The sequence below is a fragment of the Oceanobacillus sp. FSL W8-0428 genome (assembly GCF_038004405.1).
Classification (GTDB): Bacteria; Bacillota; Bacilli; order Bacillales; family Amphibacillaceae; genus Oceanobacillus; species Oceanobacillus sojae.
This window is the reverse complement of the sequence record NZ_JBBORB010000001.1, coordinates 1,005,263-1,019,915: the sequence shown is the minus strand read 5'-3', so window position 1 is coordinate 1,019,915 and position 14,653 is coordinate 1,005,263. Positions and strand designations below refer to the sequence as shown.

General features: G+C 36.5%; 17 protein-coding genes. 15 read left to right on the top strand and 2 right to left on the bottom strand.

The annotated features are described in order from the left end of the window. The first annotated feature begins 519 nt into the window (after positions 1-519). Complete coding sequence (locus MKY30_RS04515; RefSeq protein ID WP_147211883.1) at positions 520-1,362, top strand: aldo/keto reductase; 843 nt, start codon at positions 520-522, stop codon at positions 1,360-1,362. A 167-nt stretch (positions 1,363-1,529) separates the two neighbouring features. Next, positions 1,530-1,862 carry a general stress protein gene (locus MKY30_RS04510; protein WP_147211882.1) on the top strand — a complete coding sequence of 111 codons (333 nt, stop codon included), beginning with the start codon at positions 1,530-1,532 and terminating at the stop codon, positions 1,860-1,862. An 82-nt stretch (positions 1,863-1,944) separates the two neighbouring features. Here MKY30_RS04510 and MKY30_RS04505 read toward each other — a convergent pair whose 3' ends face one another. Further along, on the bottom strand, positions 1,945-2,382 hold the full coding sequence (locus MKY30_RS04505; RefSeq protein ID WP_156986153.1) for a pyridoxamine 5'-phosphate oxidase family protein: 438 nt from the start codon (positions 2,380-2,382) through the stop codon (positions 1,945-1,947). Between the two features lie 176 nt (positions 2,383-2,558). Here MKY30_RS04505 and MKY30_RS04500 point away from each other — a divergent pair, with 176 nt between their 5' ends. From MKY30_RS04500 to MKY30_RS04440, 13 genes are all read left to right on the top strand, one after another. Further along, entirely contained in the window at positions 2,559-3,356 is a 798-nt protein-coding gene (locus MKY30_RS04500; RefSeq protein ID WP_341082906.1) for an SDR family oxidoreductase, read from the top strand. A gap of 27 nt (positions 3,357-3,383) precedes the next feature. After that, positions 3,384-5,267 carry a BglG family transcription antiterminator gene (locus MKY30_RS04495; protein WP_341082905.1) on the top strand — a complete coding sequence of 628 codons (1,884 nt, stop codon included), beginning with the start codon at positions 3,384-3,386 and terminating at the stop codon, positions 5,265-5,267. A gap of 3 nt (positions 5,268-5,270) precedes the next feature. Continuing rightward, complete coding sequence (locus MKY30_RS04490; RefSeq protein WP_341082904.1) at positions 5,271-5,744, top strand: transcriptional regulator GutM; 474 nt, start codon at positions 5,271-5,273, stop codon at positions 5,742-5,744. Then, positions 5,728-6,279: a PTS glucitol/sorbitol transporter subunit IIC gene (gene srlA, locus MKY30_RS04485; RefSeq protein ID WP_147211877.1), complete on the top strand. Its 552-nt coding sequence runs from the start codon at positions 5,728-5,730 to the stop codon at positions 6,277-6,279. The genes MKY30_RS04490 and srlA overlap by 17 nt, the downstream gene beginning before the upstream one ends. Before the next feature lie 9 nt (positions 6,280-6,288). Beyond that, positions 6,289-7,323, top strand: a complete 1,035-nt coding sequence (srlE, locus tag MKY30_RS04480; RefSeq protein ID WP_147211876.1) for a PTS glucitol/sorbitol transporter subunit IIB — start codon at positions 6,289-6,291, stop codon at positions 7,321-7,323. Between the two features lie 44 nt (positions 7,324-7,367). Beyond that, a complete protein-coding gene (locus tag MKY30_RS04475; protein WP_147211875.1) occupies positions 7,368-7,721 on the top strand; it encodes a PTS glucitol/sorbitol transporter subunit IIA in 354 nt (117 codons plus the stop codon). Positions 7,722-7,946: 225 nt separating this feature from the next. Beyond that, a complete protein-coding gene (locus MKY30_RS04470; protein WP_147211874.1) occupies positions 7,947-8,684 on the top strand; it encodes a GntR family transcriptional regulator in 738 nt (245 codons plus the stop codon). Positions 8,685-8,768: 84 nt separating this feature from the next. Then, positions 8,769-9,230: a PTS sugar transporter subunit IIA gene (locus tag MKY30_RS04465; RefSeq protein WP_156986151.1), complete on the top strand. Its 462-nt coding sequence runs from the start codon at positions 8,769-8,771 to the stop codon at positions 9,228-9,230. A 20-nt stretch (positions 9,231-9,250) separates the two neighbouring features. After that, entirely contained in the window at positions 9,251-9,538 is a 288-nt protein-coding gene (locus tag MKY30_RS04460) for a PTS sugar transporter subunit IIB (RefSeq protein WP_186813701.1), read from the top strand. Positions 9,539-9,544: 6 nt separating this feature from the next. Next, positions 9,545-10,993 (top strand): PTS galactitol transporter subunit IIC, encoded by a 1,449-nt coding sequence (locus MKY30_RS04455; protein ID WP_341082903.1) that lies wholly within the window; start codon positions 9,545-9,547, stop codon positions 10,991-10,993. Between the two features lie 59 nt (positions 10,994-11,052). Then, positions 11,053-12,075 (top strand): zinc-dependent alcohol dehydrogenase, encoded by a 1,023-nt coding sequence (locus MKY30_RS04450; protein WP_186813700.1) that lies wholly within the window; start codon positions 11,053-11,055, stop codon positions 12,073-12,075. A gap of 33 nt (positions 12,076-12,108) precedes the next feature. Beyond that, positions 12,109-12,732, top strand: coding sequence for a class II aldolase/adducin family protein (locus MKY30_RS04445; RefSeq protein WP_339286345.1), 624 nt, complete (start codon positions 12,109-12,111; stop codon positions 12,730-12,732). A gap of 271 nt (positions 12,733-13,003) precedes the next feature. Next, the gene (locus tag MKY30_RS04440; protein WP_341082902.1) at positions 13,004-13,771 is read left to right on the top strand and encodes a 2OG-Fe dioxygenase family protein; all 768 of its coding nucleotides are present in this window, start codon (positions 13,004-13,006) and stop codon (positions 13,769-13,771) included. A 101-nt stretch (positions 13,772-13,872) separates the two neighbouring features. On the opposite strand, the gene MKY30_RS04435 is transcribed toward MKY30_RS04440, so the two are convergent. Beyond that, positions 13,873-14,490, bottom strand: coding sequence for a GntR family transcriptional regulator (locus MKY30_RS04435; protein WP_339283566.1), 618 nt, complete (start codon positions 14,488-14,490; stop codon positions 13,873-13,875). Positions 14,491-14,653: the final 163 nt, after the last annotated feature.

The following is a 14,653-nucleotide window of genomic DNA, read 5'->3' as shown; positions in this document are numbered from 1 at the left end:
ATGACCGCCTTTCTGCTTCAATCTTAGGAGTTATTGCCCCACGCTGAAGGGCTTACATTTTGTGGGAGCGTTTGTATATTAAGAGTTACAAACTATTTAACAGGAGTTTAAACTTATAGTATCTGAAATATTTTTATTTTGGTAGTGTTCTCGATAGAAATTTAGGACAGGAGGCAAAAATGTCATTTGAAGGAATTAATTAAGGGATATACTGTAAATCCGTAAGAAGATAATTGGTGATTTTTAAGTGAATAAAAAGAGAATGGCAAATCCATTTTGATACCAGAAGGATGAATTTACCATTCTATTATAAGGGAAGCAGAAGGAATATTATTTATTCAACAGTAATTACGTCAACACCATGGATTCGTAAACTGTCAATAATACTTTTTGATGTCTTAAAGTCTGTGATGACTGTTCCAATAAACAGACAGTTAGAAGCTCTCAAGCCAATCGTTTATCTACATTCTCTCAAGGGAATAGTAAAAAATAAACGAAATTTGAAAGAGGTGCTGCAGAATGGTTCAATTAGGCGGGAGAAATCTATTCCCGATTGGTATGGGAACCTGGCATATGGGGGAGGACCCTTCAAAACGAAATAAGGAAATAGAAGCTCTGAGGTACGGACTGGAAAATGGGATTGAAGTGATTGATACTGCTGAAATGTACGGAGAAGGAAATTCAGAAAATCTCATCGGTGAGGCTATCCAGGATATAAAAAGGGAAGATATTTACTTGATCTCCAAATTCTATCCGTTCCATGCACAGGAGCCAGAGCTGGAACGTTCGCTTGAGAATTCTCTGGAACGATTAGGTACAGATTATCTGGACCTGTACTTGCTGCATTGGAAAAGCAGTATACCACTGGAAGAAACCATTGAATCATTAGAAAAGTATGTGAAGGGTGGCAGAATTCGAAATTGGGGTGTTTCCAATTTTGATATTGCAGATGTGAAAGGAATGTGGAAGCTGCAAGGTGGAGAGAATTGTACTGCGAATCAAGTATTATATAATATAGCCAGCAGAGGTATTGAATATGATTTACTGCCATTGCAGAGAGAGAACGCACTTCCAACTATTGCTTATTCTCCAATTGCCCAAGGGGATACAAGAGGAGATAACATCAAAGGTAACAAAGTACTTCAAAAAATTGCAGAGCTGCATAATGTAACGGTATTTCAGGTTATGCTAGCATGGACAATTCGGCATCATGATGTACTGGCTATCCCGCAATCCAGTGATAAAAAGCATATTCAGGAAAATATAGATGCTCAAACGATCCAACTTTCAGAAGAAGAACTGCAGCTGATTGAAAAAGAATTTCCTGCACCAAAACAAAAGAAACCATTGGATATTATTTAGCTTTTAAATTTTGTTTTGATTTATCCAGGAGAGCCCCGAAGGGAGGCAGTTTTTTAGTCATATTTTTAGGCGCATGACCTTATGATATTAATCTTTCGTTAAAGGAAGTTTTGTTTTATGTGAACCGGGAAAACAATTAATGTAACATTTTAAGGAGGTAATAAGAGATGACTTTTGTAAAATCTTATACAAACGATGAAATGTTAGAAAAAGATGTTAACCTGTTGAAAGATAATAATATCAGTTCAAATGATATTTTTATCCTTTCACATGATGATGACCGGACTGCACGTATTGTGAAGAATACGGAAGCCTCTGGTATTGATTATAATAAGAAAGATATTGGACAGAACTTTGAAAAACCAGGTGATGAATTAAGAGAAAAATTGCGGGAACTGGGAATAGCTGATGCAGATGCGCATGAATATGAAGAAGATATGGATGAAGGAAAAGTATTTCTGATTGTAAAAAATGATACAGCAAAAGGTGTGTTGAGTTAACTTTCAACCATGATAAGCTGGTAGATGAAAATCCGGACAACCCTTTCTTGACCAAAGTGAGGTTGCCCGGATTTTTGTTGTCTTATTCTAAAATATCCTTCATTTCAATCGTCATAGGTGTATCAAGTTTATCGCTATTCATAATTTTAATTTGAACTGGAGTCAGTTTGAGGACAGTTAAATCCGGATCTTTTTTTGAGTCAAAGTAGGTCTTATCCTGTGTTTCCCATAACCAGTTAATAATTTCCTGATCATCGATAATCTCTGCCTTTGCTCTGATTTCCACGAAGCTTTTATTTTTTGTTTCTTCATATCCTAGTAAAATATGCGCTTGCGGATTACTCTCCACTTCCTCTACTTTCGGGGAGTCCTCGTCTGTTTTTGTGTACAATATTGCTTCATCATGATAAAAAACCATATAACGGCTATTGGGCACGTTATTATGTGAAGTTGATAAGACACCGACTTTTGAAACATCTAAAATCTTTTGAATTTCTTCTGATATTTTTGCTTTATCCATGTTGTCACCTCATCTTGTTCTTATTCCTGCAGTGTTTAAATATAACGTCAGCTTGTAGTTTCTCCATTTCCCGTATAATTATTTTCCCTTTTTCCCCAATCTGCACAAAACAACAAATTAATTTTGAAAACGGTTAGCAATATAATGAAATGAGAAGAACAAGAGGAGGCATAATAATGGCAAATAATTGGTTAGATATAGAGAATAAAGTAGTCATTGTAACAGGCGGGTCATCTGGTATCGGCAGACAAATTGTTCAGTCATTCCTGGATAATGATGCTATTGTATACAACACGGATTTACGTGACAATCCGATTGATCATCCGCACTATCATTTTAAAGAAACAAATGTAACAGATGAAAAAGCAGTTCGCGGAACGGTCGATTCTATTTTAAAAGAGCGGTCTCAAATTGATGTATTGGTGAATAATGCAGGTATTAATTTACCAAGACTATTAGTGGATGCAAAAGGAGAGAAGCCTGAGTATGAAATTAATATGAAGGATCTCGATCTTATGCTTGGGGTTAACCTGAAAGGGCCTGTCCTTTTTAGTCAGGAGGTTTCACGTTATTTTATCCAAGCACAAAAAGGTGTTATTATCAACATCGCCAGTGAAGCTGGACAAGAAGGATCTGAGGGACAAAGTATCTATTCAGCAACGAAGGCAGCATTAATCGGCTTTACAAGAAGCTGGGCAAAAGAATTAGGGAAACACAATATCCGTGTTGTTGCGATTGCACCAGGAATCTTGGAAGAAACAGGATTAAGAACGCAGCAATATGAAGAGGCGCTTGCTTATACAAGAAATACCACAGTAGATCAACTAAATGGAGATTATTCTAAGTCAATTCCAATCCGCCGTGTTGGTCAATTAACAGAGGTTGCTGATTTGGTATGCTACTTAGGTTCTGAGAAGTCAAGCTATATTACTGGAACAACAATCAATATCTCTGGGGGTAAATCAAGAGGTTAATCCCCAAATTAGAATAGGGGAGAGGTTATGGAGCTTAATAAGAAGCATCTGAAAATCGTAGAAGTGCTTATATCGGATCATATTTCAGCTGAAAAACTTTCCCATCTAATGAATATATCACAACGAACGTTGTCCAATTATGTAGCGCAAGTTAATGATTATTTTGAAGGCACTTCTCAAATTATGAAAGAGCATAATATTCTGTCGATGCTTATCCGCGATGAAAATCAATTTTTTGACCGGCTGGCAATTTTGCGACAGGAAATAAGCAGCAATGAGAATGAATTGAAGGATAGACTTGGCGCTGTTTTTCATCATTTATTAGATCATCAGAAGAGCACAATTGATGAGATTGCTGAAGAGCTATTCTTAAGCAAAAGTGTTGTCAATAATATTGTGACAGAATTAAAAGACAAACTGCAATCTTATCCAGTGGATATTAAAGGAACGCAAAATGTCGGGTTAAAGCTGGAAGGTAATGAAATTGCCATTCGCAAGGTGATTATTGAACAGTTTCCTGATAGTTATCAGGAGCAGCAGATTTCTGACCAAATCGAACAGCATTTATTAGATTTGAAAAAGAAATACAGGTTAGATGAGTCTTCTTATGACAGATTAAAATTAGCTGTTCAAGTGACACTGGGAAGGCTTGAAAAAGGATACTTTATTGAGACAGATTTAGATATGGATCAGCAGGTATTTGAATCAGAAGATTTTACAAGCTTTGCAGCATTAAAAAAAGCAATTACTGATAAGTATGCTTTAGAAAAGCCGAATGAGGAAATTTTCGTTATTGTTCTGCAGCTCCTTGGACGCAGAGCTTCCATTATAGATGAAATAATTAATGAAAATGAGCATTCAATGCTTAATCGTATTATAAAGAATACGATTAAAGACATCAATTATTACTACACAATTAAAATTGATGAATCAATGTTTAGTAAAGATATTCAGCTTCACATCAAACATTTAATTAATCGTTTGATTTTCGGTGTGAAGGTAAATAACAACTTGATGGAGGATGTGCAGCAGCGTTTTCCGTTCGCCTATGAGCTATCGAATGTTTTAGCTGAAAATATAAAAAAAGAAATAAATTTGAAAGTGCCGATTAATGAGCTTGGTTTTCTTTCATTATATTTTAGTGTGTACCTGGAGCAGTTAGAACAGAAAATCCGGGATATTAAATCAGTTGCTATTATTACTAACCAGGGCTTAAGTGCATCGAAGCTATTAACAACAAATTTACAGAAGATCTTTAGTAATCAAATTGACATTGAGGTATTTAATGAAGAGGTGCTCGAAACAGAGGATATCAAACAATTTGATTTGATTGTCTCTACTGTTTGGACAAACCGTCTATTTAATAAGGTAGTCTATATCGAGAATATACTGGATACACAATTGCTGAAATTAAAAATCGAGCAATTCCTGGTTTATAAAGATGTGAAGAATAAAAAGCTATTCAATCAAAGTGTCCTTGTAGATTTTATTGAGGAGAAAGATTTTTATCATGTCGATACATTTGATTACTACGAAGATGTTATTCGCTTTTTATCTGATGAGCTGGTCGAGGAGGGAGAAGTTGACGAGGATTTCACAGAACGTATTATTGCTCGGGAACAAATGAAGTCAACCGTTACGGGGAAATTAGCCTTTCCTCATGTGAGCCATCATCAGAACGGAATTTTTATGAAGATTGCTTTATTAGATAAACCGTTACGCGATTATCAGGATGTTCATATCGTTATTATGCTGGCTACACCAGATCAGGCTGGAAATGAAGCCATTTTAATCAGAGTGTACGAAGAAGTGTTGGCAATGACGACCAATGGTTATCTGCTGAATAAATTAACAAAGGATACGGATTATACTTCGTTTGCATATACTTTGAATCAAGAAATGAGGAAATAGCTTATGTTTTTTATCATGCTGATTATTATTTTAGCTGTCGGTTTTATTGTCCAATATTTATTTGGCTTTGTACAAATCAAACATTTCACAAAGCATTACACAGAGCTCAGGGAAAAGGGCCGTGTAGCTATTGGAAGACGTCCAGCAATTATCAGATCAGGAACACTTGTCTTATTTCAATTAAATAATAAAAACGAAATCGAGGAAGCACGTTATATGCAAGGGGTAACCGTGTTTTCCAGATTTAAGCAGCTGAAGGGCTTAGAAGGCAAGAAGATGAATAAGCTCAAGGAAGAAGATTTCACAGATTATAATAAGCTTTTAACACGGGCCATTATCGATGCACAGCATACATTTAATGTGGTGCAGGCAGGCGGAGAGATCGAACGAATCCCTTCACCAATGATGAAGGCTGTAAATAAAGTAAATAAAATGTTCACAAAGAAAGGGGTTAAGAAACATGGACTTCATAGTTAAATTAGCAGAAGGGTTTATCAACCTATTCCAAACAGGTGCAGATACGTTTATTGACTGGATGGGATCCATTGTACCATTAGTTCTTATGTTACTTATTGCAATGAATACCTTAATTCAATTAATTGGGGAAAATCGTATTAATAAAATTGCCCAAAAATCAGCAGGGAACCCATTATTAAGATATATGGTGTTACCTTTCTTAGGATCATTTATGCTGGCAAATCCAATGCTCCATTCATTAGGCAGATTCTTACCGGAAAAGTACAAGCCAAGCTATTTTGCAGCTGCAGGGCAGTTCGCACATACAAGTAATGGTATCTTCCCTCATATTAACCCGGCGGAATTATTTATTTTCTTAGGTATTGCAAGCGGGATTCAACAATTAGGATTACCTATGACAGATTTAGCAATTCGTTATTTACTAGTTGGTTTAGTAATGAACTTTGTTGGCGGCTGGGTAACTGACTTTACAACAAGCTATGTAGAAAAACAGCAAAAAGTAAAATTAAGTAAAAAAGTTAACATAGAAGGGTAGGTGGAGACCATGAGTAAAAAAGTTAAAATAGTTAAAGGCTCTGGCGGTTTCGGTGGTCCTTTAGTAATCGGTATAAATGGTAAAAAAGATAAAGTAATGTATGTGACAGGCGGTCATAAGCCTGCCATTGTAGATAAAATTTGTGAAATTACCGGCGCCTCCGCGGTAAACGGCTTTGAAACATCCGTTCCAGAAGATGAAATTATGGCTGCTGTTATTGATTGTGGAGGGACATTACGCTGTGGTATCTATCCTCAAAAAGGTATCCCGACGATTAATATTATGGCGACAGGGAAAAGTGGTCCATTAAGACAGTATATTACAGAAGAAATTTATGTATCGAATGTAGATGTGGATCAAGTAAGTGTTGCTGGTGAAGATGAAGGAGCTGAACAAGCTTCTGAGACAGTTCAGCAGGCTTCTTCTGAAGAAACAGAAAAGAAAGAAAAGACAGAGTCCGAAGCAACCTATTCTAAAGATAAGAAGATAATGGAAACCAGAGCAGAGCAAGAAAATAAAAGCTTACTTACTAAAATTGGTTTAGGAGCAGGGAAGGTAATTAACACTTTCTATCAGGCTTCCCGTGATGCTGTAGAAACCATGCTGCATACTGTGATCCCTTTTATGGGGTTTGTTGCTCTGTTAATTGGTATTATCCAAGGTTCTGGAATCGGCGATTTATTTGCTAATATCATGTCTCCGCTGGCAGGAAATATTTGGGGACTAATGGTTATCGGTTTTGTATGTTCTTTACCATTCTTAAGCCCGTTACTCGGACCTGGCGGAGTTATTGGACAAGTATTAGGAACATTAATTGGTGTAGAGATTGGTAAAGGGAACATCCCGCCAAATCTGGCATTACCAGCATTATTTGCAATTAATACTCAAAATGCTGCGGACTTTATCCCTGTAGGTTTAGGTCTTGCAGAAGCAGAAACAAAAACAATTGAAGTCGGTGTGCCATCTGTTCTGTATTCCAGATTCTTAAATGGTGTGCCAAGGGTATTTGTCGCCTGGCTGGCAAGCTTTGGGCTGTACAAATAATAGAGGAAAAGAAAAGAGATTAATAAATTTAGGAGTGTTTTAACATGTATCAAACAACAATTAAAAGTATCGGAAAAGATGCAAAAGCATTTGAAGCAGAAAAAATGATGATTTTATTCGGAGATAATGCACCAAGTGAATTAGCGGATTTCTGCTACGTGATTGATTTAGTATCTGTGGATGAGGACATTGCAGCAGGGGACACATTAAAATTAGATGATGTTTCTTATCAGATCACAAGTGTTGGTGATGCAGTAAGAAAGAACTTAAACGACTTAGGTCATATCACATTGAAATTTGATGGAAGTACTACGGCAGGACAATCTGGTTCCCTTTATTTAGAAGAGAAAGAGATGGCTGATGTGAAGCCAGGTAGTACAATTAGGATTGAAAAGTAAGAGATAGTTTTAAAATAAGATGCCCCGTAAGCGAGCAGGAAGAACTGTGGCTTATGGGGATTTTTTAACCACTTAAATAATATTCCCTGCCCACTATTAAAAAAAGATAATATAAACTTATTAGATAAGGATGAAAACAACCTGCTTTAAAAGAGTAATATTTTCCTATTTGGAATAAGTATTCTATAATAAATTATACAAATAATTTATTGGGGAGTGAATGTGATGAAAAATAATCCAGATTTAAATAAAGAATTTGTACCTCTTTATCATCAGCTGAAAGAAACGATTCGCGAAGAAATAGATTCCGGGAATTGGAGACCGAATGATAAAATCCCATCGGAGCATCAGTTTATGGAAAAATATCAAGTCAGCAGAAATACTGTACAAAAGGCAGTTGACGATTTGGTTCATGAAGGCTTGATTTATCGTCAGCAGGGACGGGGTACTTTTGTGGCTCAGCCTAAAGTGGAACAGTCTTTAACCAGTTTTTATATCTTCAGCAAGGTGATGAAGGATAAAGGGCTGAATCCATATGATATTATTTTGGATATTGATGAAGTCACCCCTAAAAAAAGTGTTGCAAAGCAATTACAGATTGATACGGAGGAAAAAGTGATTCAACTAGTTCGTGTCAGATGTGCTAATAATGAGCCTTTAATTTTTGAAACTACTTTCCTGCCTAAAAAAATTGTACCTCATTTAACAAAAGAGGATGTAGAAAAGAATACGTTATTTACTTTCATGGAGCAGAAGTATAATATAAGTGTCGTTTCATCGAAAGAGGTATTTGAACCAGTCCTGATTCGTGATTATGAAAGTAAGCATTTGGATGTTAAGCCAGGAATGCCAGGATTATTACTGGATAGAGTGGATTATGACTTGGACAAGCGTCCGGTAAGCTATCTGCGTTCGATTGTACGAGGAGACAGATGCAGATTTTATACGGAATTAATTAAATAAAAAAATAACTTGACCCAACAACCCATTGACTATATACTTAACAAAAGAAATGAAAGCGCAATCATTTTGAGGGGTGGTATTGTAATGAGCAGCCTAGGCCTGAGTTATAAATTTATAGCCAGCAATATTGAGGGGGCTTCAAGTCAACAGGAATTATTTGGATGTATTAGTAATGAACTGATACAAGGGGGATATGTCAAAGATTCCTTTAAACAAGCTTTAATAGAAAGAGAGCAGGAACATCCAACGGGATTATTGATGGAAGATTGTTCTATCGCTATACCGCATACAGAAACAGAACATATCAATCATTCTATTATTAGCGTGATTAAGTTAAATAGTGATATTACGTTTCAACTAATGGAAAATAAACAAAAGTCAATATATCCTGATATCGTTTTTGTATTAGCTTTAAAAGATAGTTCAGCACATTTGAATGTATTGAAAGGGGTGATGGAGCTTTTCAGGGATAATCAAAAGAAAAATTTGGTATTAAAGGCGCAGTCGGCAAAAGAAATTGTTTCACTGATAGACACATGGAATTAATAGAAAAGGGGAGAAAAATCATGAATAAGATTATCGTAGCTTGTGGTACAGGAGTTGCAACGTCTACATCGGTGATAGAACAGATAAGAGAATATTTAGAGTCTAATGGATATCAGGCTGAATTTTATCAGTGCCGCACTTCTGAAATAGCTTCACAAATTCAATCGGTGAATCCAGATGTAATTGTCAGTACAGCAGAAGTAAATTTAGATACCGATATTCCAGTGCTCCGCGGGGTACCTTTTTTAACAGGGCTTGGTGTAGAAGAAGTAAATGAAGAAATAAAAAGCTATCTCCAAAGGGGGTAAACAATTATGGGAGCTGTTCGCGAGGTTATCGATTTTATTTTAAATCTTGGACCAAGCATTATTATGCCGTTTATTATTTTTATTATGGCAATGATTTTTCAAGTACCAATTGGGAAGGCAATAAGAGCGGGATTGACGGTAGGTATAGGTTTTATAGGGATTAACCTGGTGATTGGTTTGATGGTGGAAACGCTGGGACCGGCAGCTGAAGCAATGGTAAGTAATTTGAATATAAATTTAACAATACTTGATACAGGCTGGCCGACCGCTGCTGCGGCAGCATTTTCAGCCACTACGATACTTCCGTGGATTTTTGGTTTAGGCATCCTGTTAAATATTTTACTGATTATTACTAAGTTCACTAAAACATTAAATATCGATATGTGGAATTATTGGCAGTTTATTTTTGGAGCTGCATTTATCTACGCAGCTACGAATAATTTTATTTTATCAATTGTCATTGGACTGGTAGCTTTAGTCATTACATTAAAGCTGGCAGACATGACAGCACCAAAGGTACAGGAATTTTTCGGACTGCCTGGAGTTTCATTGCCACATATGCAAACAATGGCCTGGGCACCTGTAGGGATGGTCCTAGATAAAGTTTTAGATAAAATACCGGGATTAAATAAATTAAATGCTGATCCAGATAAGATTCAAAAGAAATACGGAATTTTAGGAGAGCCTTTGTTTATTGGAACGGTTCTGGGGGCATTAATTGGAGAACTTGCCTTTTTTCCACAAATTATGGCGGGAGAATTAGAAAGTGGCATTAGTCAATTACTGACCACTGCTATAACTTTAGGTGCAGTAATGATGATTTTTCCAAGGATGGTCCGGTTACTTATGGAGGGGCTGCTCCCTATATCTGATGGAGCAAAGAAGTTTCTGAATAAGAAATTTCCAGGAAGAGAGCTTCTTATTGGCTTGGATGTAGCTACTGTTGTAGGGAATCCCAGTGTAGTAGCAACCGGATTATTATTAGTCCCTATTACTCTAATACTTGCTGTAGTATTAAGCTTTTCCGGAATTAATCAGCTTTTGCCTTTTACAGATTTAGCTGTACTGCCATTCTTTGCTGTTTGGGCAGTAGTCTGGAGCAGAGGGAATTTAATTAGGGGTGTGCTCATCGGCTCATTCTTTATGGCAGGGATTTTATTAATTGCTACATTTATTGCACCGTTGCAAACACAATTGGCAGAGGCGGCAAGCTTTAATATACCTGAAAATGCTTCTCTAATATCGAGTCTGGGAGGCGGCTCATTTTTACTTCCATGGCTATTGATGCTTCCATTTATCAGTGGCTCAGAGTGGACTTTAGGAATTGTGATTGGAATCGTCATCTTAGTAGCAGTATCCATCTTTTCTTATATTTACTTCTTTATACCGAAGTTACGAAAAAAAGAATTTGAAAAAAATGAGGATAATAAGTCACAAGAGAAGAAAACAGGGTGAAAGTTCATCATAACTTGACCCAACAACCCAATAACTTAAAACTAATGAGGAGAGATATAATGAAGGCAGCATCTTTTTACGGACCAGAGGATATAAGAATTGAAGAAGTAGATAAACCATCTCCAAATGAAGGAGAAATTATTGTTAGAAATAAGGTAGCTCTTACCTGTGGAACAGATGTAAAAACGTATGTGAGAGGGTATCCGCTTTTAGAGCCGCCTATACTATTTGGGCATGAGGCAGCAGGAGTGGTAGAAGCTGTTGGAGAAAATGTAATTAAGTTCAAAGTAGGAGATAGAGTAGTAGCCCATAATTCTGCACCTTGTAATCAATGCTATTACTGTAAACAAGGGCAGCATTCAATGTGTGAGGATTTACTAATTAACTGGGGTGCTTATGCAGAATATCAACGAATACCTAAACGAATCGTAGATCAAAACACATTTTTAATACCTGATTCAGTTTCATTTAAAAGTGCTGCATTAACAGAACCTTTATCATGCGCGGTATATGGCATCGAAGAGTCGAATATTAAACTGGGAGATAGAGTGGTAGTTAATGGAGCAGGACCGATTGGATTGTTTTTTATTAAATTAGCATCTTTAAAAGGAGCATATGTCATAGCAACGGATATGAACTCCGAAAGATTAGAAGTTGCAAAGGAGCTGGGGGCATCTGCAACTATTAATATAAGTAAGGTAGAGGATATTGTAGAAGCAGTAAAAAGTCTTACAGAAAATAATCGTGGTGTAGATGTGGCCATTGAGGCAGTAGGGATGCCTGAAGTGTGGGAAAATACCATCCTTATGGCACGAAAAGGGGGACTGGTTAATTTATTTGGCGGACCAAAATCGAATACAACGATTACAACACAAACGAATTTACTGCATTACTCTCAGTTGACCTTAAAAGGGATATTCCATACAACACCCCGGCATGTAAAAGCAGCTTTTGATCTGATTACACAAGGAACAATTACAGCTGATATTTTTGTGAATGGGGAATATGGACTGGATGAAGTGGAGCAGGCGATTATTAACCATAAGGAAGGAAAAGTTATAAAAAATGCGGTGTTATTGTAATTTAAAAATAGAATGGAGGAATATCTCTTGAATATGAAACAGGAAGTAGTTAAATACGCAAAAATGTGTTCCAATAGCGGGCTGACAGTTGGTACATCGGGAAATGTAAGTATTAGACATGGGGATATGATGTATATCACTCCTTCTGCATTACCGTATGATGAGATGAAAGAAGAGGATGTACTTGAGGTGGATTTGCGAAGCGGTGAAGTCGTACATGGCCATCGAAAGCCATCATCAGAAACACCAATGCATAGCCATATTTATGCGAAAAGTCCAGAGATTAAAGCAATTGTCCACACACATTCAACATATGCTACGATGTTTGCCTGCGCGCATAAGCCGATACCGCCAGTTCATTATATGATTGCTGATATTGGAAGAGAAATTCCGGTAGCTCCATATGCTACTTATGGGTCGGAGCAGCTGGCAAACTATGCAGTGGAGACGTTAGGAGATAATCAAGGAGTCCTGTTGGCTAATCATGGTGTAGTAGCCGTTGGAAGTAATTTGAAGGATGCATATCGTAGAGCAGAAGTAATTGAGGAAGTTGCGCTGCTGGCATATGGAAGTTACACGTTAAATAGCGTGAACCCTCTGACTGAACAGGATTTAGATAATGCTTTAGAAGGGTTTAAAACGTATGTGAGTGGGTAAAAATAGACCGAATGAAATCAGTTTGTAAGTTAATTTCATTCGGTTTATTACTTGAAAAATGAAAGTACTATCTCTTTTTTAGTAAGCATGTGTTTTAATTCGTGAATAGCTTTTAGACCTTTTTATTTGCTATCATTATATTGCTTAACTTAGCTACTATCCCATTTGTTTTTTCAGTTCTAATCATCTAAAATTATAAGTTGGGACTATAATTTTTTAGACCCAACTTACCTGAATAACAAGAAGTTTACACAATAAAGGAGTAATATAGATGAGCAATTTAAAAAACAATGGCTATGCGCGGTATGATTTAATGCAGCAATTAAACTATGAAGGTATAGAAGCAGACTACCAGACATTATTAAATTATTTTGAGGACCTTCCTGCCGACGAATATGCTAAAGGATTAAATCGCTACAGAAGATATTCACGTGCACTTGTACTGCCATCCTCTAGTCAGATTGAATGGCTTCCAACACTGACAAAAGACGGAGAGGAGTACTCTGCGTACTTCCAAGGTAAATTTAATCCAGAGTATCCAGGATCTTATCGTGAATTTGCTTGTATTGATAAAGAAATACAAGCAAATAAATTATTAGAAAAAATTATCCTGTTTGATTATCATGAAACATTTTGGAAGGAAGAAGACCGCATTATGCCGATTCATGTTGGTGTGCATTTTGTAAAGCTCTATGTGGAAAATGATACAGATAAAGCTGTTTCTTCACCAAACTGCTTTCATCAGGATGGAGAGCCGTTTACTTTTGCTCATTTAATTAAAAGAGCGAATGTGAAAGGCGGTACCAACGCCATTGGTGTTCCAAAAGCAGCAGGAGAGAATTTTGATACGGTTGATCAGGAAGATGTGAAAGAGATTTTTGAAATCACAAAGCCATTAGAATCCTATGGTGTAGCGGATTCGGCAGTTTCGCATTATGTCAGCCCTATTGAAAAAGGCGACGGTGACGAAGCTGGTGTACGTTCTGTAATCTTAATTGATTATCAGCAAACTGTTGTAGCCGATGTAGATGAATCATAAGCGAGAAAAGAAGACTCTTCAACCTGGATTCAAGCGGGAAGAAGAGATTTCTTTTATATAGACAATGTCCTTACAAAAAATTATCAAGTTTGTATTGCTGGTCAGTCGGTTATATTCAATACAAACTCCAAATCAGCCTGTAAATGCTCCTGCATCAGCCTATTTGCTTCTACTGGATCATGTTTTTCAATAGCATCACAAATGTTGCTGTGTTCATCCAATAAAAAAGGTCTGTTATAAAAAACGACTGCATGGCTGAGCATATAGATAATGGCTTGCATCCGGTCGACTGTCTCAATCATAATTGGATTACGCGATTCTTTGACGATATAGTCATGAAATTGTTTATTGAAGTTAATAATTTCTTCAGGATCTTCGGATTGCTTTGCTTTTTCAATAGCTGAACGTATGATAGCAATATTATCAGGTATCATGAATTTCGCAGCTTTTGAAGCAGCATAACCCTCAATAACGATACGCATTTCAAACATATGGCGAATATCTGTTGGAGAAGGTTTGATAATACGTTTATTTTTTATTAATCCTTCTTGCTCCAATCGACGAATAGCCTCTCTGACAGGTGTACGACTAATCTGTAGTTCTTTCGCCAACTTATCTTCTATTAATTTTGTCTGTCCTTCGTATTTACCTTGTAAGATACGATCTCTAACTGTTTCATAAGCATAAATTTGTGCAGTTTTGGCTTTCTTGTTTGTCATTTCGCGTTCTCCTTATTAAATCAAATAAAATGTGTTGTTATGTATAGGTTCATTTATCCTTTGTAAATTATAAAAAGAGGAAACTTTATCTATAATAAAAAAACCTCTTTTCATAATTATATCAAAAGAGGTTTTAAAGCACATACTTTCTACATCCTATTTA

Bases quoted from the DNA above. Each gene is read 5' to 3' on its own strand.
- MKY30_RS04515 (WP_147211883.1), top strand. From the start codon at position 520: ATGGTTCAATTAGGCGGGAGAAATCTATTCCCGATTGGTATGGGAACC.
- MKY30_RS04510 (WP_147211882.1), top strand. From the start codon at position 1,530: ATGACTTTTGTAAAATCTTATACAAACGATGAAATGTTAGAAAAAGAT.
- MKY30_RS04505 (WP_156986153.1), bottom strand. From the start codon at position 2,382: ATGGATAAAGCAAAAATATCAGAAGAAATTCAAAAGATTTTAGATGTT.
- MKY30_RS04500 (WP_341082906.1), top strand. From the start codon at position 2,559: ATGGCAAATAATTGGTTAGATATAGAGAATAAAGTAGTCATTGTAACA.
- MKY30_RS04495 (WP_341082905.1), top strand. From the start codon at position 3,384: ATGGAGCTTAATAAGAAGCATCTGAAAATCGTAGAAGTGCTTATATCG.
- MKY30_RS04490 (WP_341082904.1), top strand. From the start codon at position 5,271: ATGTTTTTTATCATGCTGATTATTATTTTAGCTGTCGGTTTTATTGTC.
- srlA (WP_147211877.1), top strand. From the start codon at position 5,728: ATGGACTTCATAGTTAAATTAGCAGAAGGGTTTATCAACCTATTCCAA.
- srlE (WP_147211876.1), top strand. From the start codon at position 6,289: ATGAGTAAAAAAGTTAAAATAGTTAAAGGCTCTGGCGGTTTCGGTGGT.
- MKY30_RS04475 (WP_147211875.1), top strand. From the start codon at position 7,368: ATGTATCAAACAACAATTAAAAGTATCGGAAAAGATGCAAAAGCATTT.
- MKY30_RS04470 (WP_147211874.1), top strand. From the start codon at position 7,947: ATGAAAAATAATCCAGATTTAAATAAAGAATTTGTACCTCTTTATCAT.
- MKY30_RS04465 (WP_156986151.1), top strand. From the start codon at position 8,769: ATGAGCAGCCTAGGCCTGAGTTATAAATTTATAGCCAGCAATATTGAG.
- MKY30_RS04460 (WP_186813701.1), top strand. From the start codon at position 9,251: ATGAATAAGATTATCGTAGCTTGTGGTACAGGAGTTGCAACGTCTACA.
- MKY30_RS04455 (WP_341082903.1), top strand. From the start codon at position 9,545: ATGGGAGCTGTTCGCGAGGTTATCGATTTTATTTTAAATCTTGGACCA.
- MKY30_RS04450 (WP_186813700.1), top strand. From the start codon at position 11,053: ATGAAGGCAGCATCTTTTTACGGACCAGAGGATATAAGAATTGAAGAA.
- MKY30_RS04445 (WP_339286345.1), top strand. From the start codon at position 12,109: ATGAAACAGGAAGTAGTTAAATACGCAAAAATGTGTTCCAATAGCGGG.
- MKY30_RS04440 (WP_341082902.1), top strand. From the start codon at position 13,004: ATGAGCAATTTAAAAAACAATGGCTATGCGCGGTATGATTTAATGCAG.
- MKY30_RS04435 (WP_339283566.1), bottom strand. From the start codon at position 14,490: ATGACAAACAAGAAAGCCAAAACTGCACAAATTTATGCTTATGAAACA.